This is a genomic window from Nonomuraea sp. NPDC003754, from assembly GCF_053605785.1.
The window spans coordinates 1-17,605 of the sequence record NZ_JBSGJX010000037.1 but is presented as its reverse complement, the minus strand read 5'-3'; the positions used below and the strand labels follow the sequence as shown (position 1 = coordinate 17,605).

At 70.1% G+C, this 17,605-nt stretch carries 19 protein-coding genes and 2 pseudogenes; 8 read left to right on the top strand and 13 right to left on the bottom strand.

Features of this window, described 5'->3' with window-relative positions; genetic code table 11:
• Positions 1–143: 143 nt before the first annotated feature.
• A complete protein-coding gene (locus ACWEVS_RS34685; protein ID WP_452554900.1) occupies positions 144–662 on the bottom strand; it encodes a winged helix-turn-helix transcriptional regulator in 519 nt (172 codons plus the stop codon).
• Between the two features lie 100 nt (positions 663–762).
• Between ACWEVS_RS34685 and ACWEVS_RS34680 the strand changes: the two genes are divergently transcribed.
• Positions 763–2,049, top strand: a complete 1,287-nt coding sequence (locus tag ACWEVS_RS34680) for an MFS transporter (RefSeq protein WP_452554898.1) — start codon at positions 763–765, stop codon at positions 2,047–2,049.
• Positions 2,050–2,460: 411 nt separating this feature from the next.
• Here ACWEVS_RS34680 and ACWEVS_RS34675 read toward each other — a convergent pair whose 3' ends face one another.
• The 4 genes and pseudogenes from ACWEVS_RS34675 to ACWEVS_RS34660 all read right to left on the bottom strand — a co-directional run.
• A complete protein-coding gene (locus ACWEVS_RS34675) occupies positions 2,461–3,150 on the bottom strand; it encodes a winged helix-turn-helix transcriptional regulator (protein ID WP_452554896.1) in 690 nt (229 codons plus the stop codon).
• Between the two features lie 9 nt (positions 3,151–3,159).
• Positions 3,160–3,867, bottom strand: a complete 708-nt coding sequence (locus tag ACWEVS_RS34670; RefSeq protein WP_452554894.1) for an alpha/beta fold hydrolase — start codon at positions 3,865–3,867, stop codon at positions 3,160–3,162.
• Positions 3,864–4,250, bottom strand: a complete 387-nt coding sequence (locus tag ACWEVS_RS34665; RefSeq protein ID WP_452554892.1) for a hypothetical protein — start codon at positions 4,248–4,250, stop codon at positions 3,864–3,866. Before ACWEVS_RS34665 ends, ACWEVS_RS34670 begins: the two co-directional genes overlap by 4 nt.
• A 61-nt stretch (positions 4,251–4,311) precedes the next feature.
• A pseudogene (locus tag ACWEVS_RS34660) lies at positions 4,312–4,800 on the bottom strand (LLM class flavin-dependent oxidoreductase); the annotation flags it as partial.
• Between the two features lie 105 nt (positions 4,801–4,905).
• On the opposite strand from ACWEVS_RS34660, the gene ACWEVS_RS34655 reads away from it, so the two are divergent.
• Positions 4,906–5,340 (top strand): organic hydroperoxide resistance protein, encoded by a 435-nt coding sequence (locus tag ACWEVS_RS34655; RefSeq protein ID WP_452554890.1) that lies wholly within the window; start codon positions 4,906–4,908, stop codon positions 5,338–5,340.
• Positions 5,341–5,415: 75 nt separating this feature from the next.
• Here ACWEVS_RS34655 and ACWEVS_RS34650 read toward each other — a convergent pair whose 3' ends face one another.
• Together ACWEVS_RS34650 and ACWEVS_RS34645 are read right to left on the bottom strand one after the other, a co-directional pair.
• Positions 5,416–5,622 carry a hypothetical protein gene (locus ACWEVS_RS34650; RefSeq protein ID WP_449928271.1) on the bottom strand — a complete coding sequence of 69 codons (207 nt, stop codon included), beginning with the start codon at positions 5,620–5,622 and terminating at the stop codon, positions 5,416–5,418.
• Between the two features lie 10 nt (positions 5,623–5,632).
• A complete protein-coding gene (locus ACWEVS_RS34645; protein WP_449928273.1) occupies positions 5,633–5,803 on the bottom strand; it encodes an RNA polymerase sigma factor in 171 nt (56 codons plus the stop codon).
• A 298-nt stretch (positions 5,804–6,101) separates the two neighbouring features.
• Here ACWEVS_RS34645 and ACWEVS_RS34640 point away from each other — a divergent pair, with 298 nt between their 5' ends.
• The 3 genes and pseudogenes from ACWEVS_RS34640 (at position 6,102) to ACWEVS_RS34630 (ending at position 8,953) form a co-directional block, all read left to right on the top strand.
• Positions 6,102–6,323 carry a hypothetical protein gene (locus tag ACWEVS_RS34640; RefSeq protein WP_449928275.1) on the top strand — a complete coding sequence of 74 codons (222 nt, stop codon included), beginning with the start codon at positions 6,102–6,104 and terminating at the stop codon, positions 6,321–6,323.
• 83 nt (positions 6,324–6,406) lie between these two features.
• The gene (locus ACWEVS_RS34635; protein WP_452554887.1) at positions 6,407–8,140 is read left to right on the top strand and encodes a leucine-rich repeat domain-containing protein; all 1,734 of its coding nucleotides are present in this window, start codon (positions 6,407–6,409) and stop codon (positions 8,138–8,140) included.
• A 51-nt stretch (positions 8,141–8,191) separates the two neighbouring features.
• Positions 8,192–8,953: pseudogene (locus tag ACWEVS_RS34630) on the top strand (IS5 family transposase).
• A 300-nt stretch (positions 8,954–9,253) separates the two neighbouring features.
• Here the strand turns inward: ACWEVS_RS34630 and ACWEVS_RS34625 are convergent.
• Positions 9,254–10,060, bottom strand: coding sequence for an alpha/beta fold hydrolase (locus tag ACWEVS_RS34625; RefSeq protein WP_452554885.1), 807 nt, complete (start codon positions 10,058–10,060; stop codon positions 9,254–9,256).
• Between the two features lie 71 nt (positions 10,061–10,131).
• On the opposite strand from ACWEVS_RS34625, the gene ACWEVS_RS34620 reads away from it, so the two are divergent.
• The gene (locus tag ACWEVS_RS34620) at positions 10,132–10,989 is read left to right on the top strand and encodes a LysR family transcriptional regulator (protein ID WP_449928281.1); all 858 of its coding nucleotides are present in this window, start codon (positions 10,132–10,134) and stop codon (positions 10,987–10,989) included.
• Here the strand turns inward: ACWEVS_RS34620 and ACWEVS_RS34615 are convergent.
• Entirely contained in the window at positions 10,980–11,387 is a 408-nt protein-coding gene (locus tag ACWEVS_RS34615; RefSeq protein ID WP_452554882.1) for a hypothetical protein, read from the bottom strand. The genes ACWEVS_RS34620 and ACWEVS_RS34615 overlap by 10 nt on opposite strands.
• Positions 11,388–11,460: 73 nt before the next feature.
• Here ACWEVS_RS34615 and ACWEVS_RS34610 point away from each other — a divergent pair, with 73 nt between their 5' ends.
• A complete protein-coding gene (locus ACWEVS_RS34610; RefSeq protein WP_452554880.1) occupies positions 11,461–13,689 on the top strand; it encodes a histidine kinase in 2,229 nt (742 codons plus the stop codon).
• Here ACWEVS_RS34610 and ACWEVS_RS34605 read toward each other — a convergent pair.
• The gene (locus tag ACWEVS_RS34605; protein ID WP_449928300.1) at positions 13,615–14,220 is read right to left on the bottom strand and encodes a response regulator transcription factor; all 606 of its coding nucleotides are present in this window, start codon (positions 14,218–14,220) and stop codon (positions 13,615–13,617) included. The genes ACWEVS_RS34610 and ACWEVS_RS34605 overlap by 75 nt on opposite strands.
• 104 nt (positions 14,221–14,324) lie before the next feature.
• Positions 14,325–14,849, bottom strand: a complete 525-nt coding sequence (locus ACWEVS_RS34600) for a winged helix-turn-helix transcriptional regulator (RefSeq protein WP_452554878.1) — start codon at positions 14,847–14,849, stop codon at positions 14,325–14,327.
• 92 nt (positions 14,850–14,941) lie between these two features.
• Here ACWEVS_RS34600 and ACWEVS_RS34595 point away from each other — a divergent pair, with 92 nt between their 5' ends.
• Positions 14,942–15,442 carry a hypothetical protein gene (locus ACWEVS_RS34595; RefSeq protein ID WP_449928289.1) on the top strand — a complete coding sequence of 167 codons (501 nt, stop codon included), beginning with the start codon at positions 14,942–14,944 and terminating at the stop codon, positions 15,440–15,442.
• Between the two features lie 211 nt (positions 15,443–15,653).
• Here ACWEVS_RS34595 and ACWEVS_RS34590 read toward each other — a convergent pair whose 3' ends face one another.
• On the bottom strand, positions 15,654–17,015 hold the full coding sequence (locus tag ACWEVS_RS34590) for a serine hydrolase domain-containing protein (RefSeq protein WP_452554876.1): 1,362 nt from the start codon (positions 17,013–17,015) through the stop codon (positions 15,654–15,656).
• A 335-nt stretch (positions 17,016–17,350) separates the two neighbouring features.
• Positions 17,351–17,605, bottom strand: a 255-nt coding sequence (locus tag ACWEVS_RS34585) for a cytochrome P450 (protein WP_452554874.1), incomplete at its 5' end; no start/stop codon positions are given.

The window sequence follows — 17,605 nt, the reverse complement described above, 5'->3', positions numbered from 1 at the left end:
AACGCACGGGCCGCCCGCCCGAGCCCGGCTGGCATCTACCGGGCGCTCGCCGAGCATGAGAAGCAAGCAGGTCGCGCAGATCCGTCTCGGATTCGATCTCCGCGCAGCTCATGTGATCTCCCTTCGGGGTTGACCCCATCTGGTCAGGGGATCAGATCCAACATCTGATGAGGTTCCTCCAGGGCACGGCTGACCTGGTCGCCCCTGACGCCCTTCAGGCCAGGGCCTGGCCGTACTTCCGCGTCCTCGACTGGGACGCGCACACCGCAATGGGAGCAGAACGAGACCTGATCCAGCAGGGTGCCGCATGTCTGGTGGAAGAAGAGCCGGGACGGGCCGGCCTCGGCCAGGTGCCGCCCACCCCATTGAGCCAGGGCGAGCAGCGGGACCCAGAGTTCGCGGCCCATCGGGGTCAGCACGTACTCCTCGCGCGGCGGAGATTCCTGATAGCGGCGTTTGTCCAGGATGCCGGCCGCGACCAGCGCGGTCAGCCGCTGCGACAGCACCGCCCTGGGGATGTCAAGGTGAGCCAGGAAGTCGCCGTAGCGGCGCACGCCGTACATCGCGTCACGGATCACGAGCAACGTCCAACGCTCGCCGACCACTTCCAACGCCTTGGCCAGCGAGCAGTCCTGGCCTTCGTAGTTCTTGCCGAGCGCCATGGGCTCATTTTAGTTCATTGAATGAACCGTGCTAGCGTGCGACCGCATGAGTTCAATGACCGAACCGACATTGCGGCGGGGGACACTCACTGTGGCGTCCATGGCGCCCCTGCTCGTGCTGACCAACTACACGGTGCCGATGGTCACCCTCCCCCAGACCGCACGGGCTCTGGGCGCGGGAGCCACGGGACCGGTATGGATGCTGGGCGGGATCGCCTTGGGGCTGTCGGCGCTCCTGCTGGTCTCCGGCGGACTGGCCGACGACCACGGACGCAAGCGGGTGCTGGTGATGGGGACGGCCGTGCTCGCCGCGGCCAGCGTGCTCGCCGCCCTGAGTACGGCGGTGCCGATGTTCGTGGCGGCCAGGGTGGTGCAGGGTGGCGCGAGCGCGGCGATGCTGGCGGCCAGTTTGGGCCTGGTGGGCCACGCCTACCCTTCGGGGGTCGAGCGGGTCTGGGCGACAGGACGCTACGGGGCGATGATCGGGCTCGGCACCGCGGTGGGGCCGCTGGTGTCGGGGCTGCTGGCCGTGGCGGCGAGCTGGCGGATTGTCTACTGGCTGATGGCGGCCTGCGCCCTGGCGCTCACTGTGATCTCGGCGCGCGCGTTGGAGGAGTCACGCTCAGCCGAGCCGCGTCGCTTCGACGTGCCCGGGGTGATCCTGCTCGGTTCGGGGGTGGCCACGCTGCTCGCCGGGGTGACCGAGGGACGGCTCGGCTGGTCGCGCCCGACCGCGCTCGGGGCGATCGCGGCGGCGGTCGCGCTGGTTGCCTGCTTCGTGCGGGTGGAGCGGCGGCGTGCGGATCCACTCATCGATCTCGACCTGTTCAAGCGACCACCGTTCCTGGTGGCGACGGGTGGTGCGCTGGTCGTGGGCGCGGCGGTGGTGGGTTTGATGGGCTATCTGCCGACCGTCCTCCAGGCCGCGCACGGTCTGACGCCCCTGCACACGGCGCTGCTTCTCTGCCTCTGGTCGGGGTTGTCCTTCGTTTCCGCCCTGCTGACCAAGCGGATACGGCTGGCCACCCGGTCACGTCTGGCACTCGGCATGGCTCTGACAGCACTGGGGTTCTCCGGGCTGCTCGGCGTGGGGTCGGCGTTCTCCGGTGGCCTCGTGCTGGCCGGGCTCGCGGTCAGCGGGGTCGGGGCCGGGCTGACCAACGCCTCGATCACACAGCTGGCGGTCGAGAGCGTGCCCTCCCACCGGGTTAGCATGGGCTCCGGCGCCAACAACACCGCGCGCTACGTCGGCTCATCCCTGGGGACTGGCGGCGTGGCGCTGGCCATCGGCGCGTTCGGATGGGGCGCGGGGATGACGGTGGCGGTGGCCACCTGCATCGCGCTGACCGCCGTGATGGCGGTGGTGGCGCTGCGCAAGACCGGCTGAGGCCAGGGCGTCAACAGAGCGCCTGACCCGAGAGATCCGCACCACTCGCCGGCCTGGAAGCCCGCCATCCGTCTCCGCGACGAACTCGTGGGCCTGCTCGTCGAGTCCGCCGAAGTCCGACTCCTGGCCGGCATCCTCGCCGCGGCTGAAGCGGCGCACCACCTCCGCCGGATCGAGCCCGCGGAAGAAGGCCACGCTGAAGATCACGCCCAGCGGGCCGCCGCCCTCGCTCTCTCGGACACGTTGAGCCACTGGAACGGGGCCAAGGGATCAGTTGCCGTCACGCGGGCCATGCTGGCAGGCCATACCGACAATAGGCCGAGATCGGCAGCCACCCCGAAGAGGGGAGGCAGCCGATTTCGACGGATTGGAGGAGCGTAACGACGCATGGACGTGATGACGCCCTTCGATTCATGACGTGGAGGTTGGAGCCGTGGATCGCGCACGTGGGAGCGGCAGGTGGAACAGGTGGGGGAGCCGGCGCAGGGCTTGCCGGTCGCCGGAGGCTGAGGCGGCGCCGCTGCTGATCGCTTCATCGAGGCTCGACCTGCTGGCGGCGATGTCGCGGAAAGTCTCCCTGCTGGTTGTGATGATCACGTCAGGGTGCTGGGCCGGGCCGTGCACGGTTTCGATGGTGCCGTCGTCGATGCGGGCGTGGAAGACTTCCTCCTCCACGCGGAACTCGTACAGCGCCCGCAGGCCGGTGGCGGCCTCGGCGTCGAAGCATGCCTTCAGGCCGAGCACCGCCCAGCCGGGGTGGAAGTTCTCCTGGTCGCGGGGTTCGTCCATCGCCCAGGTCTGCCCCCACCGGGCCAGGGCCAGCACCACCGGCTCGAGGCCCTCACCCGCCGGGGTGAGGGCGTAGGCGGGGGTCCGAGCCGGCGGCGGGAGCGTGACCTTGTGGATCAGCCCTTCGCGTTCCAGATACTTCATCCGTGCTGCCAGCAGCCCGGTGCCCAGGCCGCGCAGGCTGTGTTGCAGGTCGCCGAAGCGTTTGGGCCCGGTCAGGAGTTCACGGATCAGCAGCAGCGTCCAGCGCTCACCGACGAGGTCGAGGGTGCGCGCGGTGGCGCAGTACTGGTTGTAGGTGCGCTGTTCCACTTCAATATTCTAATCCTCCAGCTTCTCGTTGTTGAAATGGAACGCCTGGGAGTCGAGGAGGAGCTTGGCCAGGGCCGCGGGATGGGTGAGCATCACGTTGTGCGGGGCGTCCATGGCGATGGTCCGGTACCCGATCGCCGCGGCGAACCGGTCGAAGGGGTAGGCCTGCGGCCGGCAGTAGATGGCCGTGCCGGGGATCTGGTCGACGGCTCCGCTCAGCCGGGTCGCGTCGATGAAGGTGCGCAGAGGTTGTGGGCGCAGGCGTGGGGCGAGCCAGCGCGTGTCGTCGGGGTCGGTGATGCCGTATCTCGCCGGGGGTGGGGCGGGGATGTGACGGCCGTCCGCGCTCGTCCGGGCGGCGGCGCGGATCGCGTTGACGAAGGCGTCGGAGGCCAGGCTGAACATGCTGGCGCCGTCGCCGCCCGCCCAGCCGTCGATCAGGATGACCTGCTTCACCATGTCGGGTCGCAGGTCGGCGGCCTGCCGGACGATCAGGCCCGCGTAGCTGTGTCCGACCAGCACCACGTCGTCAACGGCGGTCGTGGCGCCGTCCAGGCAGGTGAGGACCTCGTCGACGTGGACGTCCAGGCCGACGTCGCCTTCCAGGGTGAGGGAGGGGGTCAGGGTGCGCGCCCCTGCCTGGTGCAGGTGCGGGGTGAGGCGCTCCCAGGCGGAGGGACCGTGCCAGGCGCCGTGTACGAGAACGAAGGTGGTCATGCTGTTCCTTTCGGGCGAAGCAGGGGCAGGACGTGGCCAGCGAAGTTCTCCAGGGCCGCGTGGTGGTCGTCGGCGGCCAGGCGGATCACCACATGGCGAGCGCCGGCCTCGGCGTAGGAGGTGAGCCAGTCGGCGGCCGCGCGGGCCGTACCGGCGAACAGGGCTTGGACGGCCTCGACGGCCTCCAGGGGGGCGTTGTAGTAGCGCTCGACGCTCTCGCGCAGGCGCCGGCGCGCCCGCTCGGGGTCCTCATCCAGGCACAGGGTCGCGTACAGGCCGGGAGTGACCGCCCGAGCCGCGCTCTGCCGGATGGCCGCCCGCTCGCGGGCGTAGATCTGGGCCTGGGGCGGGTAGGGCAGCCAGCCGTCGGCGAGGCCGGCCACGCGCCGCAGCGCCGCCTCCGGCCAGCCAGATCGGCGGGCCTGCTGGATGAGCGGGCGCGGGAGCCAGGGTCACAGCGTGAAAGTCGAAGTGCCGGCCGGTGAAGGCGACCTCCTGGCCGCTCCACAGGAGACGCATCGCCTCGATCGATTCCTCCAGCCGGCTGATGCGGCGCTCAAAGGCGACACCGATCGCGGTGAACTGAGCTTCGGTGCCGGGGCTCGGAAATCCGCCGCCCATGCCGACGATCAGGCGCCCGCCGGCGAGCCTGTCCAAGGTGGCGAGTTGGTGCGCCAGCAGGATCGGATGACGGAGCGTGGGCAGCAGTACGGCAGTGCCGAGCGTGATGCGCCGGGTGACGACGGCCACGGCCGACAACAGGAGCAAGGGGTCGGCGCGGGGCCGGGTGAGAGGGCTGTCGCCGGCCCACACGGAGTCGAAACCGAGCGCTTCGGCACGCCGTGCCTGTTCGACCAACTGCTCCACGTCGTGATCGCCGCGTACGGCTTGATCGCGCGTCGGTAACAGGTAGCCGACCTTCAGTGAGGCCATGTGATCCCTCTCGTCGATGACAGCTTCCCGGATCATAATCATTGACTTCCTGTTTTTGAAGTTTATGATTCTTTTTCCAGAAGCACACGCGCGAAGGAGGTCATCATGACGAACGCCCTTTACACCGCACAGGCCCACGTCGTCGGAGACCGGGCCGACGGTCACGGACGCACTGCCGACGGCAGGCTGGAGGTTGACCTCAGGCAGCCCAAGGAACTGGGCGGGGACGGCGAAGGGGTGAACCCCGAGCAACTGTTCGCCATCGGCTACGCCGCCTGTTTCGCCGCCTCACTTGCCCTGGTGGGCCAGCGCAAGCACCTACGCGCCGACGACGCGGCAATCGACTCGAAGGTCATGCTCATCCCCGCCGGCGACGGCGGCTTCAAGCTGGGCGTCGAACTGGAGATCAGCCTGCCGTCCATCGCCGACCCCACCCAGGCCGTCGACCTGGTCCGGGTGGCGCATCAGGTCTGCCCGTACTCCAATGCCACGCGCGGCAACATCGAAGTGGCGTTGGTCGTCAACGGCACACGGCTGTGACAGATCGCCGCGTGCCGGGCACCCTCACGAGATGAAGGTCCCCCGGCATGCGGCGTGCACCGGTGGGCTCACTCACTAGTCCCCCACCATGATGGCCACGCGCACCGTACGGGCCACCATCGCATTCACCACAGCAATCGACGCTGACCAGGGGTAACGCACTTCGCGTGCACCTGGTGACAGCTTCGACGCCATGCCGAGAAGGAAGCCCTCGATGTGCCGGCCCTCGAGATGGAGCTCATCGAACCCGCCGACGCATAAGACAGAGCTGTACCTGATCATCGTGATCGGCCTACGTGGCGGCTGGGGACTTCCCGGGCGACGGGCCGCGCGAGATCCTGGCCCTGCTCAACCGGGACGCGACCGTCCCCGAGGCGATCCTGAGCGCCGCCGCCACTTCGTCGTAGCCCAGTCCGCCGTACGCGATGAGGAGCACCACGTCGCGCTCCGTCGTCCATGACACGCGCAGTGTGATCACAAAAGCCGTATCCGCTTCCGAGAACGGGGGCTTCCCGGAAACCCGGTGATCTGCGCAGACCTGCCTACCTTGGGGCTGGGGACATGTTCGGGACGAGGAAGCCTAACGGGACGGCCCTCCAGCGCAGCTCAGGCAGGGTTCCACAAATCCGACCACGAATGAGGAGGATCACAACGTCGCGTGAGCGGTGGGTTGCCAGGCGCGACGCACAACGACACTCTGAACTGAAGTCAGAACCACGATGGCCACAACAGACGCAGCCAGGGCTGCGAGGGGGTCACCCATGGAACTTCTGCTGGGCATAGCGGTTGTCATCGCGATCATCTACCTGATCGGCTCGGACGGGGACAGCGAAGAGCATCCCGGCTGGCGAGGGATTCCGAAGCCGAGCTTCGACGACAAGAACCCGCCGTTTGGAGTCGACAGGAAGTCCTGGAAGCGGAGGCAGCGGATGAATGAGCGGATGCATCGGGAGATCAGGAAACAGCCCCCGTACGACCCCTGACCAGGTCGCTAGGGTCTAGGGCCGTGTTCCAGAACCCTGTCGCGCGCGCCGGATTGTCTGTACACGGACCTACGCTCTTCCCCATGCCGATATCCGCCATCCCCGCGTCCCTGTCCTTTGCCGATGCCGATGCCCGCCTGGGCGGCGCATTGTCCGCCGTGTTCGAGGGTGCGGGAGCGTCGCCCGGCTACGACGAGGTGCTGTTCTTCGACGGCGACCTCACCCTCGACGGGAATTTCCTGGACGCCATCAACGAACTGCGCGGCGGCGACGCCGAGGGCAACGTCGAGTTGATCGTGGTCACCGGCGATCTGACGGTCAACGGCCCGATCGCGCTCTATGAGGACCGGCCCGGCCTGTACGTCGGCGGTCACACCGAGGCCGAGACCCTGGAAGGCGGCGAAGCGGAGATCTACATCCACGACGGCGCCTTCACCCACCTGGTCTACGGCTGGTACAACCACGGCTCTTTGCGGACCGGGATCGTCGATACCCCTTGGGTGATCGACTACGACCACGCCATGGACGTGTACGCCCCCGGCGGGCGCTGGGTGAACAATTACGACGATGACGACGACGCCGACTTCGCCGTCGGGGACAGCCTCGTCGAGGCGTTCGTGCCCGAGGTCGTCGACGCGGAGGACCGCTGCCTGGACGTCGACGAGTTCCTGGACCGGCTGCGGGCCGGGCTGCCGGTCCTGCGGCCAGGAGCCCGGACGGCGGCCGAGTCGGCGAGTGATCACGTGTCCCGGTCTCTGGCCGACCGGGCAGAGCACCTCGACCTGACCGGGCGCAAACTCCAGGCGTTCCCCGCCGAGGTGCTCCAGATGCCGTGGCTGCGCACCCTGATCCTGGACGGCAACCTGATCGACGAGCTGCCCGAGACGCTCGGGACGCTCACCCGGCTGGAGCACCTGTCGGTGCGCGAGTGCGGGCTGACCGCCCTGCCCGAGTCGATCGGCGACCTGGCCGCGCTACGAGTGCTGCGGGTCGCCGGCAACAAGGTCGGGTTCACCCTGCCGGCCGGTGTTGGCCGGCTCACCGCCCTGGAGGAACTCGACATCTCCCGACTGTCCGTCCCCTCCGGCGCGGTGACCTGGCCGAGGGCGAACCCGCCCGAGGTGACGCGGTTCGTCCTGCCGGACACCTTCGGCGGCCTGGTCGCGCTGCGGCAGCTGATCGCCGACGGAACCAACGTCGTGTTCCCCGACTCCGCGCACGGCCTGACCAGCATCGAGGAGGTGTCCATGTCCGGCGGCAGCTACCTGTACCTGCGGACTTTCCCCGAGGCCGTCACCACCTTCCCGAACCTGCGCCGGCTCGACCTGAGCCATAACTTCTTCGACACCGTCCCCGACAGCCTGCTTCGGCTGACCCGGCTCGAAGACCTCGACCTCGGCGGCAGCCTCAGCCTGGTGCGCGACCCGCTGCCGGATCTCGGCCGCCTGCCCGCCCTGCGGGTCCTCGGCCTCAGCGGGTGGCGCACCTGGCACGCTCTCGTCCGCGAGCCGGCGCACATCTTCCTGCGGGAGCTGTTCGGCATGGCGCTGACCGGGCTGGAAGAGCTCCGGATCGACCGGTGGCACGAGGACGGCGAGGGCCGCGAGCTCAAGCCCGAACACCTCGCCGGGATCGGGACGTTCCGCCGACTGCGGACCATCGACCTGTCCTTCAACAAGCTCAAAGACCTGCCGGCCGAGTTCGACGCGCTCCCCGACTTGGCGGCGGTCGACCTCGGATACAACCTGCTCCCCGAGGAGGTCCGCGACCGGATCACCGCCGCGCACCCGACCGCCGAGATCGACTTCGGGTCCTAGGGCGTTTTAAACCCTGTCGTGGTGATCGCGCTATACCGGGATGATCTCGGTGTGGCGCGAGGGGACTTGAGTGATGCGCAGTGGGCGGTGCTGGAGCCGTTGTTGCCGGTGGCAGTGTCGGGACGGCCTGCGTTGTGCCAGCGCAGGCTGATCGACGGGGTCCGGTATCGAGTCCGCACCGGTCTGCCGTGGCGTGACCTGCCGGAGGAGTACGGGCCTCGGCAGACGGTCTACGGGCTGTTCCGGCGCTGGCAGCGCGAGGGCTGATGCCCGCCGGGACGGCGCGGCGCAGAAGGAGCCGCCTGGCGGGGTGCAGGCCGAGCCCGCCGATCACGGTCTGGGGCGGTCCCGTGGCGGGCTGACCAGCAAGATTCACCTTGCGTGTGAGCACGGTCAGCGGCTGCTCGCGCTGGTCGTCACCACGGGGCAGCGCGGGGACTCCCGGCAGTTCGTGCCGGTCCTGGAGGCAGATCCGGGTGCCCCGACTCGGTGCCGGCAGGCCGCGGTGCCGTCCGGATCGGGTGCGCGCGGACAAGGCGTACTGCTCGAAGGCCAATCGGGCCTACCTGCGCCGACGCGGGATCCGGGCCACGATCCCGGAGCGCCGTGACCAGATCGCCGGGCGCAAGCGTCGCGGCAGCTCTGGTGGCCGGCCGCCGGTGTTCGACAAGGAGGACTACAAGCTGCGCCAACGCGGTGGAGTGCGGGATCAACCGGCTCAAGCGATACCGCGCCGTTGCCACCAGGTATGACAAGCTCGCCGTCCGATTCGCCGCGGCTGTCACTATCGCCGCGCTGGCCGAGTGGCTGTGATCCCCAGCGGGCGCCTGCCATGCTGGTGGCCGCGCACTGCTTGAACCGCAAGGGATCCCGATGCCCGGCTGTATCGCCGACGCCGAGAACGGCGACAGCACCGCGAGCCCCTCCGAGGACGGGCTGTTCATGATGTTCCAGAAGCTGAACCACACCGACAACACTTTCGTCGTGGTTCAGCCCGACGGTGAAGAACAGGACTGGTTTGCCGCGGTGTCGCTGTTGGACGAAGGCGGCTACGAGGTCGAACTGCGAGACACGCGCTACCGCGAGAGGGAGGGCGCCGGACGGATCAACCCGTCAGGCGAGGAAGAACGCGGCCAGTGTGCGGGCGACCAGTGCGGGGTCGTTCTCCATCGGGATGTGACCGGCCTTGGGAACCCGCACCAGCGTGGTGTTCGGCACCTCATCGGCGAACCGCTGCGCGTAGCCGACCTTCTGGAAGGTGTCGTCCTCGCCCCACACCAGCAGCTTCGGCGCATCGGAGGCGACCAGAGCGGGCATGAGGTCGAAGGTGTAGCGGCTGTCGGCCGCGCCGGCCAGCGCCATCCAGGACCGACCCACTCGCCGATCACGCCACGGGTCGAGATAGTCGGCCATCTCCCCTTCGGAGACAGGCCGCGCCAAGGCGGTGGAAACGGCCACGCGCCGGGCGGCGAGCAACTCCTCCACGGTGGTGGCGGCGACCACGGCAGGATCGCGGTAGCGCGCCACGCCGGGCACCGGCCACGAGTCGTAGCTCACCGAATTGACCAACGCCAGCCGGGGAACCGCCAGCTCGCCGCCGGCCAGCAGCTGCTGGGCGATCGCACCGCCGATGTCATGCCCGGCCACCCCCGCCGGCGCGCCCATGCCCAGCGTCGCAGCGAACCGCGTCACCCAGGCGGCCAGCGCGGGCACGGTGGCCGTCTCCAGCGTCAGCTCCCCTTCCGAGCGGCCCAGGCCGGGGAGGTCGACGGCGACCGGCCGCAACCCGGCCGCGGCCAGGTCGTCGAGCACCGGCAGCCAGACCCGGCTCCAATACGTGCCGTGGAGCAGCAACACCTGCGGGCCGTGCTCGCCCGCCGTCAGATAGCTGGCCATGCGGCCGTCAACTTCGATCATCATGCGTGTGGACATGGCCATAACCATCAGGGAATGGGCCTACACGGGTCAAATACCACTTAGGGTATGGCCTCATGACATTGACGCAGCTCCGCGTGCTGATCGCGGTGGCCGAGCACGGCGGATTCACCGCGGCGGCGGACCTGATCGGCATGTCCCAGCCCGCTGTCAGCCGCGCGATCGCCAGCCTCGAACGCGAGCTCGGCGCCCCGCTGTTCGTCCGCCACGCGGACGGCATCGCGCTCACCGAAGCCGGACGGCGGGCCCATCTCCGCGCCCGCGAGGCGCTGCGCCACTTCGACCTGATCCGCGCGGAGGTGGCGGCCGCCGCCGGCGAGGTCACCGGGCCGCTACGCCTGGCCAGCCTGCCGAGCGCCACCGGCACCCTCATCGCCCACCTGCTGCGGGCCTTCACCGATCGCTACCCCCAGGTCCAGGTGCGCCTGTTCGAGGGGGCGGACCACGACGTCCGCGGCTGGCTGCAGGGGGGCGCGGCCGAGGTCGGCGTGGTCACGCTCCCGGCCCCCGGCCTGCACACGATCCCGCTCAGCACCCACGAGATGGTCGCCGTGGTTCCGGCCGGACATCACCTGGCCGGGCAGGAGACCATCCACATCGCCGACCTGACCGGACAGCCGTTCATCCTCACCACGGCAGGCTGTCGCCCACTCATCACCGATGCGGCACGCCAGGCCGATGCCCAGCTCGACATCGCCTACGAGGCCGGCGGCCAGTCGGCCATCCTCGAAATGGTGGCCGCGGGCCTGGGCGTCAGCATCGTGCCCACGCTCGGCCTGCCCGCCGAGCTCGCAGCAGTCGTGACCAGGCCGCTCGAACCCCGCCTCACCCGGACGCTGGCCCTGGCCGTCCTGTCACCGAGCGACTGCGGGCCTGCCGTACGGGCCTTCCTCGACCTGGCCGGTCACCGCTGATGGGGCGTTCCCGCGACCACCATGATCAGTCCCCGGTGACAGCCGTGCCTCTCCGTCGCCCGTGCCACGTCACCGATGCGGGCCTTCGCTCGCGCGGCGTCCAGCAACGCCCGATTCCAGGTGGAGCTGTCGGTCTTGCCGACGCCGCGCGGTAGCGTGCCGAACAGCTCGACGGCCTTGCCGGGGTCGCCGGCGACCATCGCGTTCTCGGTGCGGACGAGGGACGCGGTGAGCGGCCCGAACGAGTGTCCGGCGCTTCGCTTGTGCTCGTGCCCCATGCGGATGCCCGCCATGACGGCGAGGTTGGCGTACTCCTCTGGGTCACGCGCGGCGTTGGCGCGGACGGCCGCCGCGTGCTCACGTCCGGCCAAGCCGCGCGGAATCGCGAAAGGGGGCACCGGCCCACCTACAACTCACCCTGATGAATCGTGCAAAATGCACATTTATTTGGATGAGACGGAAGGACGGCCTGTGACCCCTCAGCTGAGGCTCGCCAGGACGCTCATCCTGATCTGCCTGGCCGTCCAGTTGGCCGTCAAGGTCAGCCAGCTGGTGCAGGCGTCGCTCCTGAAGGAGCAGGTCGCCCTGGTCCCTGGCCTGCTCATCGTCGTCGCCCTGGAAGCGCTGTTCGTCCCGATCGCGTTCCGCCGGGCGTCGCCCGCCACGGCCCGCTGGAACCTGGTGGCTCAGGCGCTGCTGGCCTCCTCCTTCTACCTGGTCCAGTCACCGTGGACGCCGGTGATGGCCATGCTCGTCGCCTCGCTCCTGCTCACGCTCAAGGCGAGAACGGCCTGGCCGCTGGTGGTCCTGATCCTCGCGGGCGAGTTCTCGGTCAGGGCCGCTTTCTATCCCGAGCTGGGCTCGCTCAGCTACTGGTCGGCGCTGGCGACACTCGGGCCCGGCGTCGGGCTGTACGCCGTCTGCTGGCTCCATGACCTGATCAGGCAGACGGACGCGGCCCGTGCCGAGATCGGCCAGTTGGAGGCGGCCCGCGAACGGCTGCGCGTGGCCCGCGACCTGTGCGACGCGCTGGGCGACAAGCTGTCGGCGCTCGTCCACCGCTTCGACCGCGCCGACCTCGTCGAGGTCGTGGGCGCCGCCCGCCAGGCACTGACCGACGTGCGATCCATCGCCGACGACCACCGGGACCGGACGCTGGCCGCCGAGCTGGAGGCGACGCGCTCCGTGCTCACGGCGGCCGGGGTGGACGCGGAGGTCACCACGCACCGGCCGCGGCTGCCCCTGCCGGTCGACGGCCTGCTGGCCAGGGTGCTGCGCAGGACCATGCTCGCCTGGCTGAGCACCGATCCGCCGGAGCGGGTCCTGGTCGAGCTCGAGGCCGACACACGGTTCGTCGTGCTGCGCGCCGGCCGTACGGGAGGGCGGGCCGCCGAGCTCGCCGAACCCAGCGAACCCAACGAACCCAACGAACCCAAGGAACTCGGTGAGCTCGGTGAGCTCGGTGAGCTCGGTGAGGAAGCGGCCGAGCTGGGCGGCTGCCTCACCTCCGGCGCCGGATGGACGGAGGTTCGCCTGCCCGTGACGCCGGTCAAGGCCGCGGCGTCCGGCCCGCTGGCGGGCGCGCCGTGGCTGGCCTGGTTCACTCTGGTGATCCTCGAGGTGGACACCCTGGGCAGCACCGTGGTCAACATGATCAGGCTCGGGTCGTCCTCGGCGTTCCAGGTCGTGACCGTGGCCGTGTTCCTGCCCGTGGTGAGCGGCCTGCAGCTCTACAACGGCCTGCCCCGCCGTGGCGCCCGGCCGCGCGCCTGGCGCTGGACGCTGGGCGCGCAGATCGTGCTCATGGTCACGGCCATGGCGATCATCGGGCAGCGCGCCGGTTCCTATGTCGGCCTGACCGCGGGCACCACCTTGTTCCTGGTCCGCTCCGCCTGGGCCTGGGCGCTGGGCTTCGGTCCGCTCCTGGGTGGTGTGGCCCTCTGGATAGCCCAGACCGGCGTTCCCCTGTGGGGCGCCGAATACGCCATGGTCATGATCGGCTTCACCGCCATGGCCTACGGGCTGAGCACGCTGCCCCTCGCCGCCTTCCAGTTGGAGGAGGCCCGCCGCGACCTGGCCAGGATGGCCATGCTCCAGGAACGCCTGCGGGTCGCCCGCGACCTGCACGACCTGCTCGGCTTCCGGCTCTCCGCGATCGTGCTCAAGGGCGAGCTGCTCATCGCGGGCCCGGACTCGGCCGACCCCTCCGAGCTGCGCGAACTCGCCGAGCAGGCGCTGGTGGACGTCCGCTCCATCACCGGCGGCCCCGCGCCGCTCTCCCTGCGGGAGGAGGCGGCGACGGCCCGCTCGATGCTCGCGGCCTCGGGGGTCGAGGTCACGGTGGATCTGCCACCGGTACGGCTGCCGCCCGAGACCGACTCCCTCCTGGCCGTCGTCCTCCGCGAGGCGGTGACCAACGTGGTACGGCATGCGCAGGCCACCCGGTGCGCGATCACCGTGCGCGACGCCGTACGCCTGACCGTCTCCAACGACGGCGCGACCGCTTCCGCCCCGCGGGAGGGCACGGGCCTGGCCAACCTGACCCGGCGCCTGGAGGAGGCGGGCGGGCGCCTGTCGGTGGAGCGGGACGGAGGCCGGTTCACGCTGACCGCCGAGGTGCCCTGCTCAGAGCCAGCCGGCCTCGGTGGCGATGCGGATGGCGTCCACCCGGTTACGCGCGTTGAGCTTGGTCACCGCTGAGGCGAGGTAGTTGCGCACCGTGCCGTACGACAGGTTGAGCAGCCGGGCCACGTCGCGCGGCTCGGAGCCGGACGCGGTCAGCCTGAGCACGTCCAGCTCGCGGTCGGTCAGCGGGCCGGCCGGGACGTCCAGTGCCGCGTACGCGAGCTGCGGATCGATGACCCGCCCGCCCGCCGCGACGGTGCGCACGGCGGCGACGAGGTCCTGCGGCCTGGAGTCCTTCAGCATGAACCCGGCCACGCCGGCGTTGACCGCCCTGCGCAGGTTGCCCGGCCGCCCCACCCCGGTCAGCACCAGCGACCGGCAGCCGGGCAGCCGCTCGTGCAGTTGGGCCGCCGCGGCGATCCCGTCCAGCCCGGGGAGTTCGATGTCGAGGACGGCCACGTGCGGCCGGTGCTCCAGCGCCGCGCCGACGATGCCGTCGCCGGAACCGAGCTCGGCCACGACCTCGATGTCGGCCTCCATCGCGAGCAGCCCGACCAGCGCCTCGCGCAGGATGCGCATGTCCTCGGCCACCAGCACCCTGATCAGTTCCATGCCCACTCCGTCACCCGCTGCTTGACCTGCGAGGGCGTCATCGTATTGGCCCGACGGCCGGATGTGGTGCCCGGGTCCGTGTCAGGACCTCACGGCGATCACGTTCCTGCCCCTGGCGTGGCCGGCTTCGGTTTTCCGGTGTCCAGGAAGCGGGCGCCCGGTCCGGGGGCGCGGTAGACGGCTTCCGGTGCCAGACGGGTGTGCCCCGCAGCGCATTCGAGAACGACCCTCACCGGCTCCTCGCAGGCGGTGTCATCGTCGGCGGGTCGGTGCCGGACGATGACCGACGGCCCCTGCGGGTCGGCGAGATACTTGTCGCCCCACTCCAGGAGGGCAACCAGCGTGGGCCGCAGGTCCTGGCCCTGCTCGGTGAGGTGATATTCGAAGCGCTGCCGGTCGCCGGGTTCCTGGTAGGGGACGCGTCGCATCACTCCTGCCGCCACGAGGGTGTCGAGCCGGGTGGCCAGAAGGTTGCTCGCCATGCCGAGGCGGGCCCGGAACTCCCCGAACCGGCGTGCGCCGTCCAGTGCCTCGCGCACGATCAGCAGCGACCAGCGTTCACCCACCATCGCGAGGGCACGGGCCACCGAACAGTTCACGGGGTCGATCCGCTGTGTCTCCACGGGTGGATCGTAGCGATCTGAGTTGACAATTTCCACTCAGCCTTCCTAGGCTCCGGGCGCTGAGTTGAAGAAATAAACCGAGGAGGCGGGCCATGCCCATGCTCGACGTGTACATCCCCGACGGTGCGCTCCAGCCCGATGCCGAGGCAGCACTCCTGAACCACATCACCGAGATCCTGATCCGCCACGAGGGATTCGACCCCGCCGACCCGGTGACCCGGTCCGTCTCCTGGGTCTTCCTGCACCGGCCGGTCGCCGTCTACGTCGGCGGATCGCCCGCGGACGCGCCGCACTACAAGGTCGTCCCGTCTGTCCCTGAGGGGCAGCTCGACGAGAAGACGCGGGCGGGCGTCATCGCGGACGTCACCGAGGCGATCCTGGACGCCGAGAACGGTGCCTGGCCGCGCGATGCCGGCCGGATCTGGGTGTTCCCCACCGAGATCCCTGAGGGCCACTGGGGCGGGTACGGGCAGGTCAGGCCGCTCGCGACGATCCTCGGCCGGCTCACCGACCACGACACCGAGCGGGCCCGCGGGCTCGCCGCCCAGCGCATCGCCGCCAGCCGAGCCGAACACACCCGCCTGCCGGCCTAAGCCGACCTCAGTCCAGGCCGACTCGCCGGTCGCCCATTGCAGCAGCGCTTGTGAGGTCGTGCTCCGTCGCCGGCAGCAGCCGAGAGCACGGTCGACGCCGGCGAGGACCACGTGCGTCGGGAAGGGAGCCGGATGGCCTGCGGCGGCCGGTTCGCGCCCGGATCACGGGACCGGGCAGCAGTGCCGATGCCCACCCCCACGAGGGCTGTCGTCATCCGAGGCAGGAGCGGACGGCCTTGGCCAGGTTCGCTGCCCGCGGGTCGTCGGGCCGATAGTTCCAGAGGTTCGTCACGTAGGCGAAGCCGACACCGGCGTCGGGGTCGGCGAAGCCGATCGATCCGCCGGAGCCCGGGTGACCGAACGCCCCCGGCCCGGTCAGCGGCATCGGCGGGCAGGCCCGCCAGAACCCGAGCGACATGTAGAAGGAGCGGTCGGCCGGGAGGTTCAGCCCCGGCGGCAGTCCGTGCATCGGCGTCCTGTCGGTCTGGACGACGGTCATCCTCTCGACCGTCGACGGTTCGAGCAGCCGCACCCCATCGACGTCGCTGACCGTGGCGGCATACATCCGCGCCACCGATCGGGCATCCGCGAGCATGTTCGCGGCTGGGAACTCGGCCGCGCGCCAGGCACGCGTGGCGTAGACCTCGGGGTTGGTCAAGGCGCCGCCGAGCTCGCCGGCGCGGGCCTGGACCGAACCCGGGGCCCACACGGCGTTCACCCAGGCGGTGACCGTCTCCGCATCGAGCCCGGTCGTCGCGATCAGCCCGGCCAGCAGCTCCTCCACGCTGAACGGCGCGGCATCGTGGAGCCGGGCCACCCGCTTCTCTTCCTTCTCGGGCAGCCCGATCCAGGCGCTCAGCCCGAGAGGGGCGACCACCTCCTCGGCGAAGAACGTGCCGAGCGACTTGCCGGTGATCCGGCGTACGACCTCCCCGACCAGGAACCCGTACGTGACGCTGTGATACACGTGCTCGGTGCCCGGCTGCCACAGCGGCTTCTGCGCCTCGAGCGCGCGGATGACCGGGTGCCAGGCGCACGCCTGCTCGAACGTCAGCGGCCCGTCGACGATCGGCAGGCCGGCCTGGTGCGACAGTAACCAGCGCACCGGGATCTGCTCCTTGCCGGCGGCGCCGAACTCCGGCCAGTACCGGGCCACCGGGGCGTCCAGATCCAGCTCACCGCGCTGGACGAGCATGTGGGCACAGATGGCGGTGGCACCTTTCGTGGTGGAGGCCACCTGGACGATGGTGTTCCTGCGCCACGGCCGATTCGCCTCGCGATCGGCGAGGCCGCCCCACAGGTTGACCACGGGGCGGCCGCCCACGTAGACGCTGCACGCCGCACCGACCTCGCCAGGGTTTCCGAAGTTCGCGCGGAACGCGTCGGCGACCTTTCCCCAGCCGTGCTCGACACCGCGCTCGCCATCGCCACCACCACCGCTCGCGGAGGCGTAGGCGCGGCCGGGGAGGGCGGCATGTGCGCCGGCGAGCGCGCCGGCGCCCAGCACGCCCCTCAACACGGTCCGACGCGCGACGTGTCCCTGTTCGGGTGTCCCGCCTGTTGTGTCTGCCATGCTGGGATTCCTTTCTGGAGAGCTGAAACTCAGAGAGCTGGAGAAGACGTGCGCTCTGATCGACCGGGACGGTCCGCGTAACTGAATCGGCACGGCAAGAGCGAGGTGCGAGGAGCACGAGCGGTTCCTGTCGAAAGGCGACCCGGCCGTCAGCCCCAGGCCATCGTCTGGCTCCGGCTCGCACCGGGTGGTGCCGCTCAGGGGGAGGCCGCCGATGAAGCATGTTCCGCCTGTTCGAGCGCGGCACGACATGGGAGAGGGGCTGGTCAGCCGCGAGCGATGGAGGCGGTGAAGCGTCCGGCCCGTACGAACCCTCGCCTGTCGTCAGTTCGTGGTCACGCGTCCCAGGTGACAGGCAGGCTCTTCACTCCGTAGATGTCGGCGGTCTCCGGGCGCAGGGCGACCTCGTCGGCCGGTACGGCCAGGCGCAGCGTGGGGAAGCGGTTGACCAGGGCGGGGAAGGCGACCCGCATCTCGACGCGGGCCAGCTGCTGGCCCAGGCACTGGTGGATGCCGTGGCCGAAGGCCAGGTGCCCGCCGTCCTGCCGGCGCAGGTCGAGCACGTGGGGGTCGGAGAAGCGCTCGGGGTC